Genomic DNA, 16,722 nt, shown 5'->3' with positions numbered 1-16,722 from the left:
ACGGCCTCACGGAATCGGCGGGTTGAAGGGCGAAGCGTCCAGGTATTCCCATTCCAGTGCCTGCGGAATGTCGCGCAAGATCCAGCGCTCCACCTTGAATTCCCAGAAGCGCCTGGTGCCGCCGGTCTGGTTGGCGGCATCGTCCTGGTGCCAGTGGATGGAGACGGTGCCGGTCAGCTGCAGCAGCTGGTTGTTGGGGAAATCCGGAATGGCCAGGCCGCCGCGCGGGTCCACATGCCAGTTGCCCAGCGTGTTGAACAGGCTGTTGCCGTGGAAGTCCGGAATGCGCAGCGTGGTCTCGTTCAGCTGCTGCACGAAGCCGGCCGTGCCGCCCCGGTGCGAGGCGTCGGCGCCCATGTCGACATGGCGGCTGGCGACGAATACGGTGTCGGCCTGGCGCACGATGTCCTCGACCATGCCGCGCAGCACCGTGCCCTGTGCGCTCTGCACCGGCAAGCGCGCCTCGCCTTGCTGGCGCAGGTGGCGGCGCTGGATGTACTTGGGACAGTTGGGATAGGCTTCGCGGATCGCAACCTCGATGCCCTGAGGGTTGATATTCGCCAGCGTGCCGTTGACGCGGTAGCGCCGGCGCGAGCCCAGTTCGATGAACAGCATGCCGATGTCGGGATTTTGCTCGATGTTGGTCCACAGCGGATCGGACAGGTCGCGGTCCTTCTCGGGCACGTCGACCAGAATGGAGCGCCCGCTGTCTGTGTGCAGGAAGCCGGGTTTGCCGAACAACAGCGACGACCACACCCGCCCGCCAGCGTCGATGCTCGCCAGCACGCCCATGAACTGCTTGGCAATGAAGGGACGGGCGCCGGCCAGCACGGTGTCGCTGAGTACCGAGATATTGCGGTCTGCGATGGCCGTTTCGCCGGCCGAGTGCTGCATGGCACGCTCGCCGGCGTGGAATCCTTCCTGATTGTCCATCGCGGTTCTCCCGAAGTTAATTGCTGGTATCGGTATTTTGCGAAATAATGGACCAAACAAGAATACCCGCCAAACGTAAGTCAGTATTTCGCCAGGAGTAATGAATGGATCAAGTCCACCTGATGACGGTGTTCATTTGCGTCGGCGAGGAAGAGAGTTTCGCCGCCGCCGCGCGCCGCCTGGACCTGTCACCGGCGGCGGTGACGCGCGCCATCTCGGGGCTGGAGGAGCATCTGGGCGTCAAGCTGCTGTTGCGCACCACCCGCAACGTGCGTCTGACCGAAGCCGGGCGCCGCTACATGGACGACAGCCGCGCCATCCTGGCCAGCATCGCCGAGGCCAACGAGGCGGCGGCCGGCATCAACTCGGCGCCCAAGGGCAACCTGTCGGTCACGGCATCGGTGCTGTTCGGCCGCTCCTACATCATGCCCTGCATCGTGCGCTTCCTGAAGGATTACCCGGAAGTCGAGGTGTCGGCGTACTTCCTCGACCGCGTGGTGAACCTGGTGGAGGAGGGCATGGACGTGGCGGTGCGCATCGGTCACCTGCCGGACTCCAACCTGAAGGCGCTGCGGGTGGGGCAGGTGCGGCGCGTACTGTGCGCCTCGCCGGAATACCTGGCGAAGCACGGCGTGCCGCAGCATCCGGCCGACCTGCTGCGCCACACGATTATTGCCGCCAGCGGTATCTCGCCGCGTGTCGAGTGGAAGTTCGGTGCGCTTGACGATCCGACCATGGTGCGCATGAAGCCGCGCCTGACGGTCACCAGCAACGACGCCGCCATCGATGCGGCCGTCGGCGGCCTAGGCGTCTGCCGCCTGCTATCGTATCAGGTTGCGGAACAGCTGCGCGACGGCCGCCTGAGCATCATCCTGGCCGATTACGAAGAGGCGCCGCTGCCGGTGCACGTGCTGCACCGGGAGAGCAAGTTCGGCTCCGCCAAGGTGCGCAAGTTCATCGACATGCTGGTCGACTACCTGCGTTCGCACGCGCATTTGAATGCGGGTTAGCGTTTCTCTAAGCGAAACAATGAATTGATCTGTGCATTATTTCGCTCGTTCTCCTCAATGCCTAGAATGGACTCACCATCCAACCTGAAGGAGAACGAGCATGAAAGCAGCCATCATTATTCTGTCCGATCCAAAAGCCGGCGAAGAAGCCCTTGGCCGTGTATTCAACGCATTGGCCGCAGCCTATGACTTTCAGCAGAAGGGCACGGAAGTCGGCATCTACTTCCAGGGCACGGGCACCCGCTGGCCTGGCGTATTGGCCGACACCGCGCATCCGGTGCACGCGCTGTACAAAGCGGTCGAAGTGTCGGTGGTCGGCATCTCCTGCGGTTGCGCCGACGTGTTCGGTGCACGTGAAGAAGCCGAGAAATCGGGCTTCGACCTGATCACCGACAACAGCGTGCCGGGCACCTCGGGTCTGCCGAGCATCGCCCAGATCGCCGCCGACGGTTACACCGTGTTCAACTTCTAAGCGAGCGCCATCATGAAAACTTCCACCATCCTGATGCATTCCGTGGCCGCGCTGGCGGTCAGTGTGTCGCTGTCGTTCTCCTTGCCGGCAATGGCCGCGCCGGCCGCCGCGCCCAATGTCGCCAACACCGCCGCCGTCAGCTATCGCACCGTGAACATCGACGGCGTCAATGTCTTCTACCGCGAGGCCGGTCCGAAGAATGCGCCGACGCTGTTGCTGCTGCACGGCTTCCCGACTTCGTCGCAGATGTTCCGCAACCTGATTCCTCTGCTGGCCGACCGCTACCACGTGATCGCGCCCGACTATCCAGGTTACGGCCAGAGCGACATGCCACCGATGGACAAGTTCACCTACAGCTTCGACAACCTGGCCAAGGTGATCGACAAGTTCACCGTGGCGGTGGGCGCATCGAAATACGCGCTGTACGTGCAGGATTACGGCGCGCCGATCGGCTACCGTCTGGCCGCCGCCCATCCGGAGCGCGTGACCGCCATCGTGGTCCAGAACGGCAATGCCTACGATGAAGGCCTGGCCAATGAATTCTGGGCGCCGGTCAAGGTCTACTGGGGCGAGAAAACGGAAGCCAACGGTTCCAAGCTGCGTCCTTTGCTGGAGCTGTCCGGCACCAAGTGGCAGTACACCGAAGGCGCGCATGATGTGTCGCGCATCAGCCCGGATGCCTGGACCGTCGACCAGGCCTATCTGGACCGTCCCGGCAACAAGGACATCCAGATCGAGATGTTCCACAGCTACGGCACCAATCCGCCGCACTATCCGGAATGGCAGGCCTACTTCCGCAAGCACCAGCCGCCGATGCTGATTGTCTGGGGCAAGGGCGACAAGATCTTCCCACCGGCCGGCGCCCATCCTTACCTGCGCGACCTGCCAAAGGCGGAACTGCACATACTCGACACCGGCCACTTCGCGCTGGAAGAAGAGAGCGCCAAGATCGGCTCACTGATGCGCACCTTCCTTGGCCGCACACTCAAGTAAGCAACCAAAGGGCAGCCAAGGCTGCCCTTTTTTGTTGCCCCTCATGGTTTAACCACAGGCTCTCCGGCATAGAAATACCTGGCATGCACGCGTGGATGCTTTCAGCAATCAGGTTTGGGTGCAAGTTCGAGGCTACACTATAATTAATGGTGGAATCAATCATCCTCCCCGCCCATACAATCCGCTAACCGGATTGTCTTCGCCGTCAAAAAGAGGATGGACACGTTAATGGAGGCGATCATGGGTATGATTAGTGAAGAGCAGGCCTATAAGGCGGTGTTCAGATTCCTCGAAAGATATTACGAGGAGACGCAGGCCGCAGATATAGGAGCGCTTCTCGGAAGTATGAACGTGCAAATTTTTCAGGACAGCCGGCCGGCGGACCCAGCCATGTGGGGGGGGAGTGGCAAGTAGCTGTGAAAGATGTGCTTTCAGATCCACATGGAACGACGGTGGCGGGATAGTACAATTGAGCCATTCAGACCCCATCCATCAAAATGAAATCTGCCATTACCGAATTCCGCAGTTCATCACCCGCTCCAGAATATGACCATCCGCGCGAGGAGCGGCGGTTGGTGGGGAATCCCCAGCGCACGACGTGGAATCATTTCACCAACGCCAGCGGCGAGGTCAGCGCCGGCGTGTGGGCGTGCGAGCGCGGTAGTTGGCGTATCGCCTTCGGCCCCAACAAGGATGAATATTTCTACGTGCTCGAAGGCCGCTGCCGCGTGATCGATGAAGACGGCCACGCCGCCGAAGCCGGCCCCGGCGATGCGATGGTGATTCCCGCCGGCTTCAAGGGCGTGTTCGAGGTGGTGGAACCGGTCAGGAAACACTACGTCATCGTCGACCGCGCCGCCGCAGCGGCAGCAGCGGCTTAGTCGAGCGGCTTGGCCGGATCGCGCACCGCGTCGTGGCGGTCGATCTCGATGGCGGCGTACTGGCCGTCGGCCTGCTTGTCGATACGGCGGATGTAAATGGTCTGCACGATATCCCTGGTCTTGTCGTCGATGCTGACTGTGCCGCGAGGACTGTCGGCGCGGTAGCCTTTCAACGCCGCCATGAACGCCTCGCCACCGGCGTCGCCCTTGGTCCGTTGCAGGGCTGCGGCGATCAGCGCCATGCCGTCATACGCGGCCACCGCCTGGAAGTTGGGCTTGAAGCGTTGGCCGACGGTTTTCGCAAACGCCGCCGTGAAGGCCGCATTGTCCGCGCCGGGCCGCGAGAAGGCATAGAAGCCGGCGGTATAGATGCCCTGCATCGAAGCACCGGCCGCATTCAGCACATCCTCGTCGGCCCAGCCCTCGCCGCCAAGGAAGCGGATGCCGGCCTTGTCCAATCCCTTCTCCTTGTAGCCCTTCATGAACGACACCATCGGCTGGCCGTTGGGCAGGAACACGTGGATGGCGTCCGGCCTGGCGTCCTTGATGCGCTGCAGGTAGGCGCTGAAATCGACGGTGGACAAGGGCACCTTCACGCTATCGACAATGACGCCGCCCTTGGCGGTGAAGCTGCTGCTGAACCAGGTGTGCGCTTCCTGCCCCGGCGCGTAGTCCGCCACGATGGAAAACACGCGGCGCGAGCCGGTCTTGTAAGCCCACTCGGCCAGCGGCTGCACCGATTGGGCGATGGTGTACGAAGTCCGCGTGACATACGGCGAGCGCGCCGTGATGGCCGAAGCGGCGGCGTTCATGATCACCAACGGTTTTTTAGCGCGATCGGCCACGCCGGCCGCCGCCACCGCGTTGGGCGTGAAGACAAAGCCGGCCAGCACGTCGACCTGCTCGCGGCCGATCAGCTCTCCCGCCAGGCGCTTGGCCACCTCCGGCTGCGCGCCGGTGTCGTCCTTGTAAATCACTTGCAGCTTGCGGCCGCCGGCGCTGTCGCCGTGCATGCGCAGCCAGGTGTCGATGCCGGCCTTCATTTGTTCGCCGCTCTGCGCGGCCACGCCGCTCAGCGACGTGATGACGCCGATGCGCACCGGCGGCGCATCGGCCGCCTGCACGGTGATGAAGAAGGTGGATAGCAGGGCGCCTGCGGCCGCCCGTTGGAACTTGCGCATGGTTGTCTCCGTGATGATGGTTGTTGTTGTAACTGCTGTCCAACCATCATCACGCAAGGCAAATTATTTGAAAATACAATTTACCGCATAACGTTTATTCGAATTTTTAATTCTCGGCGTGCTTGTGGATCAGGGTATCCATCTGCTCCTCGTCGGCGCTCGACATCACGGTCAGCACCAGCGCCTCGTCGCAGCCTTCGGCGGTGAGGTAGGCGTGGCCCATGCTGGAATCGAAGTAGATCGACTGCCCCTCGTGCAGCACCACCGGATCATAGAACTCGGTGGTGACCACCACGCTGCCCTTCAGCACATACGAAAACTCTTCCCCCGAGTGATGCGCCAAGTTGCCGAACTGCTTGGCGGTCTTGGCGCGCACCTTGGCGATCACCGGGATCATGCGCTTGCGGCGCAATTCGGCGCACAGGTAGTGGTAGTCGTAGTTCGGCGTTTCCACCCGCACCGCGTGCGACAGGTCGCCCAGGCTGCGGCGCGCGGTCGGCGTCACCGCGTCCTCGCTTTCCTCCGCAAACAGCTCAGACATCCTTAACCCCAGCCGCTGTGCCAGTTGGTACAGCTTTTCGTAGGTCAGGGTCAGGCGATCATGTTCGACCTTCGACAAAGTCGAGACCGGGATGCCACTTTCCGCACTCATTTGTTTCAGCGTCCAGCCCTTCCGGCTGCGCAGGCCGCGCATGAGCGCGCCCAAGGTAGGCGAATTAAGAGACATATTCAATTTCCAAATATTGACAAATTTTCCTATCAGGATCAAAGTGTCCTGATTAGAGAATTTTTAACCGTTTCAGCAAAGTGCATTCTATAGCGTGATTTAGTCCATAGCAAATACACAATCGAGAGGGAGAGGTCCATGGTTTTCCGACGGGCAATATTAGTAGGGGCGTTGTATCTGGCAGCGGGTGGCGCGCTGGGGCAACAGACGGTGAAGCCGGCAGCGGTGGTGCCGGGACCATCGGCGGCACCAAGCGCGGCTCCGGGCGGCGCGGCGATGGTGCCGGCCCCGCGCGGCAAGCAGGGCCTCACCAAGGAAGATGTCGACAGCTGGCTGGACGGCTACATGCCTTACGCCCTGAACACCGGCGACATCCCGGGCGCCGTGGTGGTGGTGGTCAAGGACGGCCAGATCCTCACCTCGCGCGGCTTCGGCTACGCCGACGCGGAAAAGCGCAAGCCGGTCGATCCCGAGCGCACGCTGTTCCGTCCCGGCTCGGTCTCCAAGCTGGTGACCTGGACCGCCGTGATGCAAATGGTGGAGCAGGGCAAGCTGGACCTGGACGCCGACATCAACACCTACCTCGACTTCAAGATCCCCGCACTGGACGGCGCGCCCGTCACGCTGCGCCAGGTCATGACCCACACGGCCGGTTTCGAGGAAGCGGCCAAGGAAATCATCGACTACTTCCCGGCCAAGACGCCCAAGCTGGGTGACCTGCTGAAAGCCTGGGTGCCGCACCGCATCTACGCCGCCGGCACCACGCCGGCCTATTCCAACTACGCCACCGCGCTGGCCGGCTATGTGGTCGAACGCGTATCGGGCCTGTCGTTCGACGATTACGTCGAGCAGAAAATCTTCAAGCCGCTGGACATGCGCACGGCCAGCTTCCGCCAGCCGCTGCCGGCCGCGCTGGAGCCGAATATGTCGCGCGGCTACGCCAAAGTGGGCCAGCCACCGGAGCCGTTCGAGATCGTCGGCCCGGCGCCGGCCGGTTCGCTGTCCGCCTCCGGCACCGACATGGGCCGCTTCATGCTGGCCAGCCTCCAGTACGGCGAGCTGGATGGTCAACGCATCCTGTCGCAGGCCACCGCCGCCACCATGCTGGACAGCCCGCTGGCCAAGGTCAATCCGAAATCGCTGGTCGGCCCGCTCAACCGCATGGAGCTGGGCTACTTTGAAACCAATATCAACGGCCGCTCCGTGGTTGGCCACCTGGGCGACACCGAAGCCTTCCACACCTCGCTGCACCTCTACATGAAGGAGGGCGTCGGCTTCTACGTGTCCTTCAACAGCGCCGGCAAGGGCGGCGCCGCCGGCACGCTGCGCACCGCGCTGTTCCACGACTTCTCGGACCGCTACTTCGCCTACGAAGGCGCAGCGGACGGCAAGGTCGACGACAAAACCGCCGCCGAACACGCCCAGCTGATGAGCGGCACCTGGCAGAACAGCCGCCGCTCGGCGTCGAGCTTCTTCTCCATCCTCGGCTTCATCGGCCAGACCAAGGTCACCGTCAACGAGAAGGGCGAACTGCTGATTCCCGACCTGGTGGGCCGCAACCATCGTCCGCGCGAGTGGGTGGAGATCGCACCGTTCATCTGGCGCGACCGAAATGGCCATGACCGCATCGCCGCGCAGGTGGTGGACGGCAAGCCGGTGCGCTGGAGCATGGACTTCATGTCGCCGTTCATGGTGTTCGACCGTGTGCCGGCCTCGCAGTCCGGCGCCTGGCTGATGCCGGCCCTGATGGTGGCGCTGCCGGTGCTGCTGCTGACCTTCCTGGCGCTACCGGTGGGCTGGTTCTGCCGCCGCAAATACGGCGTGGCGCCGCTGCCGGCCGGGAAAGCCCGAACTGCCGCCCGCGCCACGCAGATCGCCGCAGGCCTGAGCATCGGCGTGCTGCTGGGTTGGGTCGGCATGTTCTCGGCCATGCTGAGCAGCCTGAAATACGCCACCTCGCTCAGCGATCCGTATCTGTGGCTGCTGCAGGCGGTCGGGCTGGTGGTGTTCGTCGGCGCGGTGCTGCTCAGCGCACGCAATCTGCAACTGGTCTTGAGTGATGGCCGCAGCCGCCTGCGCAAGCTGTGGAGCGTGCTGGTGCTGTTGTCCAGCATCGTGCTGCTGTATGTGGCATTCAGTTTCGGCCTGCTGGCCTTCACGGTGAATTACTGATGGCACGCCTGACTCTCACCGTGACCTCGGAACAGCTGCAACTGCGGCAGCCGTTCCGTATCTCCGGCTACCTGTTCGAAAATTTCAGCGTGGTGGTGGTCAAGCTCAGTGATGGCCGCTTCGAGGGACGCGGCGAGGGCGGCGGCGTCTACTACCTGGGCGACGACGCGCCGCACATGCTGGCGGAACTGGAACGCGCACGCGACGCCATCGAGGCCGATCCCAGCCGCGACGAGCTGCGCGGCCTGATGCCGCCCGGCGGCGCCCGTAACGCGGTCGATTGCGCGCTGTGGGAGCTGGAGGCCGCGCGCCACGGCATGCCGGTATGGCAGCTGGCCGGCCAGACGGCGCCGCGTGCCTTGCGCACTACCTTCACGCTGGGCGCGGACGAACCGCTGCGCATGGCGCAGGCGGCGCGGGAATGCGCCCAGGCGCGCGCCATCAAGGTCAAGCTGACCGGCGAGCTTGAGCTCGACCTGGCGCGGGTGGCGTCGATCCGCGCGGCCCGGCAGGACGTGTGGCTGGGCGTGGACGGCAACCAAGGCTTTGGCGCGGACGATCTCGATGCGCTGGTGGCCGGCCTGTCGACTTATCGGGTGGCCCTGCTGGAGCAACCGCTGGCGCGTGGACAGGAGGCGCATCTGCAGGGTTATCGTTCGGCGATTCCGATCGCCGGCGACGAAAGCATCCTGACATTGGACGATGTGCCGTCGGCGCTGGGCCGCTTTGATGTGGTGAACATCAAGCTGGATAAATGCGGCGGCCTGACCGAAGGGCTGATGATGGCCGCCGAGGCCCGGCGGCTTGGCCTGCGCGTCATGGTCGGCAATATGGGCGGTTCCAGCCTGGCGATGGCGCCGAGCTTTGTGCTTGGACAAAGCTGCGACATCGTCGATCTGGATGGTCCGACCTTCCTCGCCAACGACCGCCAGCCCGGCGTCGACTACGTGCACGGCAACGTGTGGTCGTCGGCGGCTGTGTGGGGTGGCGCGCGGGTGACGGCATGACGACCGGGGCCACGTGGTTCGGCCATCCGCGTGGCCTGACGGTGCTGTTCCTCACCAATATGTGGGAACAGTTCTCCTACTACGGCATGCGCGCGCTGCTGGTCTACTTCATGACGCGGCAGTTGATGCTGGGCCAGGCGCATGCCTCCTACATCTACGGCGCCTACACCGCCTGCGCCTACTTCACGCCCATCATCGGCGGCATGATGGTGGACCGCTTCCTGGGCAAGCGACGCGCCATCATCATCGGCGCATCGGTGATGGCGGCGGGGCACTTCATGATGACGTTCGAGCCGCTGTTCTACCTGGCGCTGCTCACCATCGCGCTGGGCAACGGCTTGTTCCTGCCGACCTTGCCGAGCCAGGTGGGTGACCTGTACCGCCGCGACGATCCGCGCCGGGGCTGGGCCTACAACGTCTACTACGTCGGCATCAACATCGGCGGCTTCCTGGCGCCGCTGCTGTGCGGGACCATCGGCGAAGTCTATGGCTGGCACTACGGCTTCGGGCTGGCCGGTATCGGCATGCTGGCCGGACTGGTGATCTACCTGAGCGGCAAGCGCTGGCTGCCGCCGGAGCCGGAGCGCATCGCACACGCCGCAGCGGAAGCCGCCGCGCCGCGCGGCTTCGACCGCCGCACGGTGCTGACGCTGGTCGCCATCGGCGTCGCGGTGACGGTGTTCCGCTCCGCCTACGAGCAGGTCGGCAACACCGTGGCCCTGTGGGCGGACAGCGGTCTGGATCGCCAGGCCGGCAACTGGCTGATCCCCATGACCTGGTTCCAGTCGCTCAACCCGCTGTTCGTGATGCTGATGACGCCCCCGCTGCTGGCCTACTGGCGGCGCCGTGCCGATGCCGGTCACGACCAGCCGCCCGCACGCCGCATGGCCTTGGGCGCGCTGATCGTCGGCGGCGCCTACCTGTTGCTGGCGCTGGTGGCCTGGCAGGCCGGCGGCAAACCGGCGGGCTGGATGTGGCTGGCGCTGTTCTTCGTCATCTTCACCTTCGGCGAGCTGTTCATCCTGCCGACCGGCCTTGGTCTGTTCGCGCGGCTGGCGCCGCCCCGGCTGGGCACCACCACGGTGGGCGCCTGGTTCCTGATCATCTTCACCGGCAGCCTGAGCGCCGGTTTCGTCGGCAGCCTGTGGAGCCGCTTCGAGCCGGCGTCCTTCTTCGCGCTGCTGGCCGGGCTGGCGTCCGTGGCCGCCGCGCTGATGTGGCTTTTGCATCCTGCAACACAAAAAATAAACCAATCCAACTAACACACCTGACGGGAGAAGCACATGTTGAAGAGCTTATTGTTGACGTCGATGGCGCTTGCAGTAACGGGCGCTTACGCGGCCGAGCCGGAAGTCCAGCAGGTTTTGATCACCGCGCAAAAGCGCACGCAGACCACGCTGGACGTGGCGCAATCGGTCTCGGTCATCAGCGGCGAAACGCTGGAACGCGAACAGGCCAGCACCTTTGCCGACTACCTGAAACTGGTGCCCAGCCTGCAGCTGGTGCAAAGCACGCCGGGCGAAGGACGCCTGGTGCTGCGCGGCCTGGACACCGGCGGCGTCGCCTCCACCGTCGCGGTCTACCTTGATGAAACGCCGTTCGGCTCCAGCAGTGGCCTGGTCAACGGCGCGGTGCTGGCCGGCGACTTCGACACCTTCGACATGGCGCGCGTGGAAGTGCTGCGCGGCCCGCAGGGCGCAGTGTACGGCGCCAGCTCGCTGGGCGGCCTGCTGAAATTCGTCACCAACGCACCGGATACCGAGAACTTCGTGCTGCGCGCCCGCGCCGGCGCGGCCACGGTGGAAGGCGGCAAGCTGGCCTACCGCTCCAACCTGGTCGTGAACACGCCGATCAGCGATACGCTGGCCTTCCGCGCCTCCGGCTCGTACAGCAGGGAGCCGGGCTTCATCGACTCCATCGGCACCGAAGGCTCGGATCGCGCCAACGACATCAACGGCTCGCGCAACTATGGCGGCCGCGCCTCGCTGTTGTACGCGCCGAACAAGGACTTCTCGCTGCGGCTGTCGGCGGTGGCGCAGAACATCGAGGTGGATTCCTCCAGCGTGGTCGAAAGCGATCCAGAGACGCTGGCCACGCTGCACGGCCGCCAGTCGTCGTCGCAGTTCGTGCCGCAGTTCCACGACGTGAACTACCGCGTCTACAACGCCACCCTGAACTGGAACATGGGTTGGGCCGCGCTGACTTCCTCCACCAGCGCCGCGCGTCAGAAGCAGACCTACCGCGACGACGCCACCTATAACCTGAGCGCGCTGATCGCCAGCATCTTCGAGACGCCCAACGAACTTTACCTGGCGCAGAACACCAACCTGAAGAAGTTCACGCAGGAGGTGCGCCTCAGCTCCAATCCCGGCGGCGCCTTCGATTGGCTGGCCGGCGTCTATTACACCGACGAGGAAGGGCTGATCAAGCAGCGCTACGCGCCCGTGAACCCCGGCACGCTGACGCCGATCACCGCCTTGCCGTTGCTGGCGAGCGTGGAGCTGGCCTCCAAGTACAAGGAATACGCGGCCTTCGCCAACACCACCTTCCACTTCGGCCCGCGCTACGATCTCGATCTGGGCGCGCGCTATAGCCACAACAAGCAGGACGCGCAGCAGGCGCAGGACGGCGCGCTGGTGGGAGGTCCATCCAACCTGACGGCCGAGTCGTCGGAGCACGTGTTCACCTACGCGATCGCGCCGAAGTTCAAGATTGACGACCGCAACTCGCTGTATGCGCGCGCCGCCAAGGGCTTCCGTCCGGGCGGCCCGAACGTGCTGCCGCCGAACGCGCCGGCCGGCACGCCGACCACCTACGCTTCCGATTCGGTGATGAGCTACGAGATCGGCTATAAGTCGCTCAGCGCCGACGGCAAGCTGTCGTTTGAAGTGGCGGCCTTCCACATCGACTGGAAGGACATCCAGCTGCTGGCCGTGGTGAACGGCTTCGGCGTCAACACCAACGGCGTCGGCGCCACTTCGAACGGGCTGGAATTCAACGCCACGCTGCGGCCGCTGCAGGGCCTGCGCCTGTCGGCCAACGGTTCCTACAACAAGGCCCGTCTGGATGGCGACACCGATCCGCTGGTGGGCGGCGTCAAGGGCGACCGGTTGCCGTTCTCGCCCAAGTTCAGCATGGCCGCGATGGCGGACTACCGCTGGTCCGTGGGCGACACCACGCAGGCGTTTGCCGGCGCCTCGGTGCGTCACCTGTCGGACCAGTCGGCGTCGTTCGACGGCACCTACCGCACGGCCCACGGCCGACAGCGCGAAGTGCCGTCGTATAACGTGGTCGATGCCTACGTCGGCCTTGAAATGGGCACGTGGACGCTGGAGGCGTACGGCAAAAACCTCGGCAACAGCCATGGCAAGGTGTCCACCGGCGCGCAGACCGCCAACGGCATGAACGTCGCGCCTGGTGGCGCCATCAACACCGGCGTGATCGCGCCGCGCACTTTGGGCGTCACCCTGACCAAGGAGTTCTAATGACTGTGGAAACCACTTTGGGCCGCTACCTGTTGTTCCTCGGCGATACCGTCGAACCGGGCTACGCCAAGACCGCCTTCGGCCTGCGCGACTGGGCCGGCGAGCGCTGCGTCGGCGAGCTGGCTTTGCCGGCGGCCACCGTCAGCACCGGTTTGCCGCCGCTGTCGCCGCAACAGGCGCACGCGCAAGGCGCCACCTCGATGGTGATCGGCGTGGCCGCGCCGGGCGGGCTGATACCCGAGAGCTGGGTGCCGGCGCTGCTGGACGGGCTTGAGGCCGGGCTGGACCTGGTCTCCGGCATGCACGTCAAGCTGGCGCAGGTCGAACCGCTGCGGGCGGCGGCAGAGCGGCTGGGCCGGCGCCTGATCGACATCCGCACGCCGCCGGCCAATATCCCGGTGGCCAGCGGCCGGCGCCGTTCCGGCAAGCGGCTGCTGACGGTGGGTACCGATTGCGCGTTGGGTAAAAAGTACACGGCGCTGGCGCTGGCCCGCGCCTTGCGCACACGCGGCGTGGACGCGGACTTCCGCGCCAGCGGCCAGACCGGCATCCTGATCGCCGGCGGCGGCATGCCGATCGACGCGGTGGTGTCGGACTTCGTGGCCGGTGCGGCGGAGCTGCTCAGCCCCGCCGCCGCGCCGCATCACCTGGACGTGATCGAAGGGCAGGGCTCCTTGTTCCATCCGGCGTATGCTGGCGTGTCGCTCGGCCTGCTGCACGGCAGCCAGCCGGATTTGTTCGTGGTCTGCCACGATCCGGGCCGCACCCACATCCTCGGCTTCGGCGACACGCCGCTGCCATCGGTTGAAGCGGTGATCGAACAGACCGTGGCGCTGGGACGTGTCACCAATCCCGCCATCGCCTGCGCCGGGGTGGCGCTGAATACTTCGGCCATGGCGCCGGAGGCGGCGCAGGCGGCCATTGCCGCGCTGTCGCAGCGCCTCGGCCTGCCCGTCGCCGATCCGATGCGCGGCGGCGCGGCCTTCGATCAACTGGTCAACCATATTCAGGAGCGCGTATGAACAAGATCATCATGGCGCGGGCCTTGGCCGCGCTGTCACTCGCCGCCGGCCTGGCGCACGCCGCGCCGCCGGCGCGCTTCGATGCCCGCGTCGAGGCCTTGCGCCAGCAGATCGGCGTGCCGGGCCTGGCGATCGCCATCGTCGAAAACGGCAAGACCACGCTGGCGCGCGGCTACGGCGTGCGCCAGCTGGGCGCACCGGCCAAGGTCGATGCCGACACGCTGTTCCCGATCGGCTCCACCAGCAAAGCTATCACCGTCGCCGCGCTGGCAACGCTGGTGGACGCCGGCAAAATAAAATGGGACGACCGCGTGATCGACCACCTGCCGGGCTTCCAGATGTATGACCCGTGGGTGACGCGCGAAATGACCATCCGCGACCTGCTGGTGCACCGCAGCGGCATCGGCTACGGCACCGGCGACCTGCTGTTTGTCCCGCGCAGCAATGTCTCGCGCGCCGAGGTGGTGCGGCGCGTGCGCTACTTCAAGCCGGCCACCAGCTTCCGCACCACCTTCGCTTATTCCAATCTGATGTACGTGGTGGCGGGCCAGCTGATCGAAACCGTCAGCGGCCAAAGCTGGGAAGAGTACACCCGCCAGCACGTGCTGCAGGCGGCCGGCATGCGCAACTCGACCACCGACAATGAACGCAACTTCGCCACCGAGGACCGCGCCTATCCGCATGCCCGCATGAACGGCGGCCTGCGCGGCGCCGGCGACCAGGAACGGCTGGATGAACGCGATGACCTTGGCCGCAACGCCGCGCCGGCCGGCGGCATCGCCAGCAGCGCCAACGACCTGGCCAAATGGCTGCAGGTGCAGCTGGGCGCCGGCGCCACCGCCGACGGCAAGCGCGTGTTCAGCGCCGCCAGCCACGCGCAAATGTGGACGCCGGTGGTGCAGATGCCGATCGGCCAGATGCCGCCGGAACTCAAGCCCTTGCAGTCGCAGTTCTCCAGCTATGCGCTGGGCTGGGACGTGGTCGATTATCGCGGCGTGCGCGTGGTGTGGCACGGCGGCGCGGTCTTCGGCTTCAAGACGGCGGTGGTGATGCTGCCGGAGCAGAAGGTCGGTTTCGCCATCACCATCAACAGCGAAGACGGCGCCATCATCCGCGGCCTGATGTATGAGCTGATGGACCACTACCTCGGCCTGCCCGCCGGCGACTGGCCGGCCAAGTACGTGTCCTTCAGCCAGAAGCAGGTGGCGCAGGGACTGGAGGCGCTCAAGGCCGGGCAAAGCACGCCGGCGAAAGTGGGGCCGTCTGTGCCGCCGGCCGCGCTGGCGGGAACCTACAGCGATCCGTGGTACGGCAATATCGAGATCGCGACCACGGCGGACGGTCCGCGCATCGACTTCAAGTCCACGCCGCGCATGGGCGGCAAGCTGGAACACTGGCAGTACGACACCTACATCACCCGCTTCGACGACAAGACTATCGAGCCGGCTTATGTTACCTTTGCGCTGGACGCTGAGGGCAAGGTGGCGCGCATCGCGATGAAAGCCGCGTCGCCGATCGCCGACTTCAGTTGGGACTATCAGGATCTGGACTTCACTCCCGTAAAGGCGGATAAATGAATCGATTAGCAGGAATCGCCGCAGCGCTGGCGCCCTTGATGCTGGCGGCGTGCAGCAGCGCGCCGGCCTTGCCGGATGCGGCGCACACGAAGCTGTTCACGCTCGACACGCACCTGGACAGCGCGGTGCACTTCACGCGCCCCGGCTGGAGCTTCGGCGACCGCCACGACCCGGCCACCGAGATGGCGCAGCTGGACCTGCCGCGCATGGCGGACGGTAACCTGGACGGCGGCTTCTTCGCCATCTTCACGCCGCAAGGGCCGCTAACGCCGGAAGGCTACGCCGACGCCGGGAAGGCGGCGCAGCGGCGCTCGGCCGAAATCGACATCATGCTGGCGCGCTTCAGCGACCGTATCGGCGCCGCCCGCAGCGCCGACGATGCGCTGGCGCTGAACGCACGCGGCAAGCTGGTGGGATTCAAGAGCATCGAGAACAGCTATCCGCTGGGCGAGAGCGTGGCCGCGCTGTCGACCTACCAGAAGGAGGGCGTGCGGCTGGTGGGCGTGGTCCACACGCAAAACAACCAGTTCGCCGATTCGGCCACCGACAAGCCGCGCTGGAACGGCCTCAGTCCCCTGGGCCGCGACTGGGTGCGCGAGATGAACCGGCTGGGCATGGTGATCGACGCCAGCCACGCCTCCGATGCCGCCTTCGACCAGATGGTGGAGCAGTCGGCCACGCCCATCCTGTTGTCGCACTCGGGCTCGCGCGCCATCTTCGACCACCCGCGCAACCTCGATGACGAGCGGCTGCGCAAGCTGGCCGCTTCGGGCGGCGCGCTGTGCTTCTCGACCATCTACCTCAGCAACATCGACATGGGACAGGAGCGCGAGGCGCTGTTCGACAAGAGCGAACGGATGTCGAACCTGAGCCCGGCCGAGCAAAACGCCGTCAGCGCGCGCTGGCTGGCGATGAACCAGACCGCGCCGCTGTGGAGCACCACCTTCGAGCAGTACATGGCCGGCCTGCTGCACGTGATCAAAGTGGCGGGGCCGGAGCATGTGTGCTTCGGCGCCGACTTCGATGGCGGCGGCGGCATCACCGGCCTGGCCAACGTGTCCGACCTGCCGCGCATCACGCTGGCGTTGAAAGCGGCCGGCTACAGCGACAGCGACCTGGAGAAAATGTGGAGCGGTAACGTGCTGCGCATCCTGCGCGCGGCGCAGAAGGGCGCAAGCGGCGGCTGATCGGCGGCGGCTCGGCCGCCGATTATGAGCCGGCTGGCAGAGAATCCCGAAGTCTGGCACACTTAACCTTTTGGT

Annotated in this window: 14 protein-coding genes; 11 read left to right on the top strand and 3 right to left on the bottom strand. The window is 65.2% G+C overall.

What is annotated here, in order from left to right; translation table 11 throughout:
* Window positions 1-6 precede the first annotated feature (6 nt).
* Window positions 7-933, bottom strand: coding sequence for a pyridoxamine 5'-phosphate oxidase family protein (locus ACXZ1M_RS02705; protein ID WP_459051697.1), 927 nt, complete (start codon window positions 931-933; stop codon window positions 7-9).
* A 104-nt stretch (window positions 934-1,037) separates the two neighbouring features.
* On the opposite strand from ACXZ1M_RS02705, the gene ACXZ1M_RS02700 reads away from it, so the two are divergent.
* The 4 genes from ACXZ1M_RS02700 (at window position 1,038) to ACXZ1M_RS02685 (ending at window position 4,289) form a co-directional block, all read left to right on the top strand.
* Window positions 1,038-1,943, top strand: coding sequence for a LysR family transcriptional regulator (locus ACXZ1M_RS02700; protein WP_459051696.1), 906 nt, complete (start codon window positions 1,038-1,040; stop codon window positions 1,941-1,943).
* Between the two features lie 100 nt (window positions 1,944-2,043).
* A complete protein-coding gene (locus tag ACXZ1M_RS02695; RefSeq protein ID WP_373987749.1) occupies window positions 2,044-2,415 on the top strand; it encodes a DsrE family protein in 372 nt (123 codons plus the stop codon).
* Between the two features lie 12 nt (window positions 2,416-2,427).
* Entirely contained in the window at window positions 2,428-3,408 is a 981-nt protein-coding gene (locus tag ACXZ1M_RS02690; protein ID WP_459051695.1) for an alpha/beta fold hydrolase, read from the top strand.
* Window positions 3,409-3,905: 497 nt separating this feature from the next.
* On the top strand, window positions 3,906-4,289 hold the full coding sequence (locus ACXZ1M_RS02685) for a cupin domain-containing protein (RefSeq protein ID WP_459051694.1): 384 nt from the start codon (window positions 3,906-3,908) through the stop codon (window positions 4,287-4,289).
* Here the strand turns inward: ACXZ1M_RS02685 and ACXZ1M_RS02680 are convergent.
* Both ACXZ1M_RS02680 and ACXZ1M_RS02675 read right to left on the bottom strand, forming a co-directional pair.
* Window positions 4,286-5,470, bottom strand: a complete 1,185-nt coding sequence (locus tag ACXZ1M_RS02680; protein ID WP_459051693.1) for an ABC transporter substrate-binding protein — start codon at window positions 5,468-5,470, stop codon at window positions 4,286-4,288. The two genes, ACXZ1M_RS02685 and ACXZ1M_RS02680, sit on opposite strands and share 4 nt — an antisense overlap.
* A 106-nt stretch (window positions 5,471-5,576) precedes the next feature.
* A complete protein-coding gene (locus ACXZ1M_RS02675) occupies window positions 5,577-6,197 on the bottom strand; it encodes a helix-turn-helix domain-containing protein (RefSeq protein ID WP_373987746.1) in 621 nt (206 codons plus the stop codon).
* Window positions 6,198-6,335: 138 nt separating this feature from the next.
* On the opposite strand from ACXZ1M_RS02675, the gene ACXZ1M_RS02670 reads away from it, so the two are divergent.
* Genes ACXZ1M_RS02670 through ACXZ1M_RS02640 form a run of 7 tightly spaced genes read left to right on the top strand, consistent with a single transcriptional unit; the run spans window position 6,336 to window position 16,647 of the window.
* On the top strand, window positions 6,336-8,369 hold the full coding sequence (locus ACXZ1M_RS02670) for a serine hydrolase domain-containing protein (protein ID WP_459051692.1): 2,034 nt from the start codon (window positions 6,336-6,338) through the stop codon (window positions 8,367-8,369).
* Window positions 8,369-9,376, top strand: a complete 1,008-nt coding sequence (locus tag ACXZ1M_RS02665; protein WP_459051691.1) for a dipeptide epimerase — start codon at window positions 8,369-8,371, stop codon at window positions 9,374-9,376. Before ACXZ1M_RS02670 ends, ACXZ1M_RS02665 begins: the two co-directional genes overlap by 1 nt.
* The gene (locus ACXZ1M_RS02660; RefSeq protein WP_459051690.1) at window positions 9,373-10,638 is read left to right on the top strand and encodes a peptide MFS transporter; all 1,266 of its coding nucleotides are present in this window, start codon (window positions 9,373-9,375) and stop codon (window positions 10,636-10,638) included. The genes ACXZ1M_RS02665 and ACXZ1M_RS02660 overlap by 4 nt, the downstream gene beginning before the upstream one ends.
* Window positions 10,639-10,659: 21 nt before the next feature.
* Window positions 10,660-12,861, top strand: a complete 2,202-nt coding sequence (locus ACXZ1M_RS02655; RefSeq protein ID WP_459051689.1) for a TonB-dependent receptor — start codon at window positions 10,660-10,662, stop codon at window positions 12,859-12,861.
* Window positions 12,861-13,883 (top strand): DUF1611 domain-containing protein, encoded by a 1,023-nt coding sequence (locus ACXZ1M_RS02650; RefSeq protein ID WP_459051688.1) that lies wholly within the window; start codon window positions 12,861-12,863, stop codon window positions 13,881-13,883. Before ACXZ1M_RS02655 ends, ACXZ1M_RS02650 begins: the two co-directional genes overlap by 1 nt.
* Window positions 13,880-15,460: a serine hydrolase gene (locus ACXZ1M_RS02645; RefSeq protein ID WP_459051687.1), complete on the top strand. Its 1,581-nt coding sequence runs from the start codon at window positions 13,880-13,882 to the stop codon at window positions 15,458-15,460. Before ACXZ1M_RS02650 ends, ACXZ1M_RS02645 begins: the two co-directional genes overlap by 4 nt.
* Entirely contained in the window at window positions 15,457-16,647 is a 1,191-nt protein-coding gene (locus ACXZ1M_RS02640; RefSeq protein ID WP_459051686.1) for a dipeptidase, read from the top strand. Before ACXZ1M_RS02645 ends, ACXZ1M_RS02640 begins: the two co-directional genes overlap by 4 nt.
* The last annotated feature ends 75 nt before the right edge of the window (window positions 16,648-16,722 follow it).

The organism is Duganella paludis, assembly GCF_054461335.1.
The sequence above is the reverse complement of the archived record's forward strand: the minus strand, read 5'-3'. Positions and strand labels throughout refer to the sequence as shown.

Excerpts from the sequence above, each read along its gene's own strand:
- ACXZ1M_RS02705 (WP_459051697.1), bottom strand. The coding sequence starts at position 933 with ATGGACAATCAGGAAGGATTCCACGCCGGCGAGCGTGCCATGCAGCAC.
- ACXZ1M_RS02660 (WP_459051690.1), top strand. The coding sequence starts at position 9,373 with ATGACGACCGGGGCCACGTGGTTCGGCCATCCGCGTGGCCTGACGGTG.
- ACXZ1M_RS02670 (WP_459051692.1), top strand. The coding sequence starts at position 6,336 with ATGGTTTTCCGACGGGCAATATTAGTAGGGGCGTTGTATCTGGCAGCG.
- ACXZ1M_RS02645 (WP_459051687.1), top strand. The coding sequence starts at position 13,880 with ATGAACAAGATCATCATGGCGCGGGCCTTGGCCGCGCTGTCACTCGCC.
- ACXZ1M_RS02700 (WP_459051696.1), top strand. The coding sequence starts at position 1,038 with ATGGATCAAGTCCACCTGATGACGGTGTTCATTTGCGTCGGCGAGGAA.
- ACXZ1M_RS02665 (WP_459051691.1), top strand. The coding sequence starts at position 8,369 with ATGGCACGCCTGACTCTCACCGTGACCTCGGAACAGCTGCAACTGCGG.
- ACXZ1M_RS02650 (WP_459051688.1), top strand. The coding sequence starts at position 12,861 with ATGACTGTGGAAACCACTTTGGGCCGCTACCTGTTGTTCCTCGGCGAT.
- ACXZ1M_RS02655 (WP_459051689.1), top strand. The coding sequence starts at position 10,660 with ATGTTGAAGAGCTTATTGTTGACGTCGATGGCGCTTGCAGTAACGGGC.
- ACXZ1M_RS02685 (WP_459051694.1), top strand. The coding sequence starts at position 3,906 with ATGAAATCTGCCATTACCGAATTCCGCAGTTCATCACCCGCTCCAGAA.
- ACXZ1M_RS02690 (WP_459051695.1), top strand. The coding sequence starts at position 2,428 with ATGAAAACTTCCACCATCCTGATGCATTCCGTGGCCGCGCTGGCGGTC.
- ACXZ1M_RS02680 (WP_459051693.1), bottom strand. The coding sequence starts at position 5,470 with ATGCGCAAGTTCCAACGGGCGGCCGCAGGCGCCCTGCTATCCACCTTC.
- ACXZ1M_RS02695 (WP_373987749.1), top strand. The coding sequence starts at position 2,044 with ATGAAAGCAGCCATCATTATTCTGTCCGATCCAAAAGCCGGCGAAGAA.
- ACXZ1M_RS02640 (WP_459051686.1), top strand. The coding sequence starts at position 15,457 with ATGAATCGATTAGCAGGAATCGCCGCAGCGCTGGCGCCCTTGATGCTG.
- ACXZ1M_RS02675 (WP_373987746.1), bottom strand. The coding sequence starts at position 6,197 with ATGTCTCTTAATTCGCCTACCTTGGGCGCGCTCATGCGCGGCCTGCGC.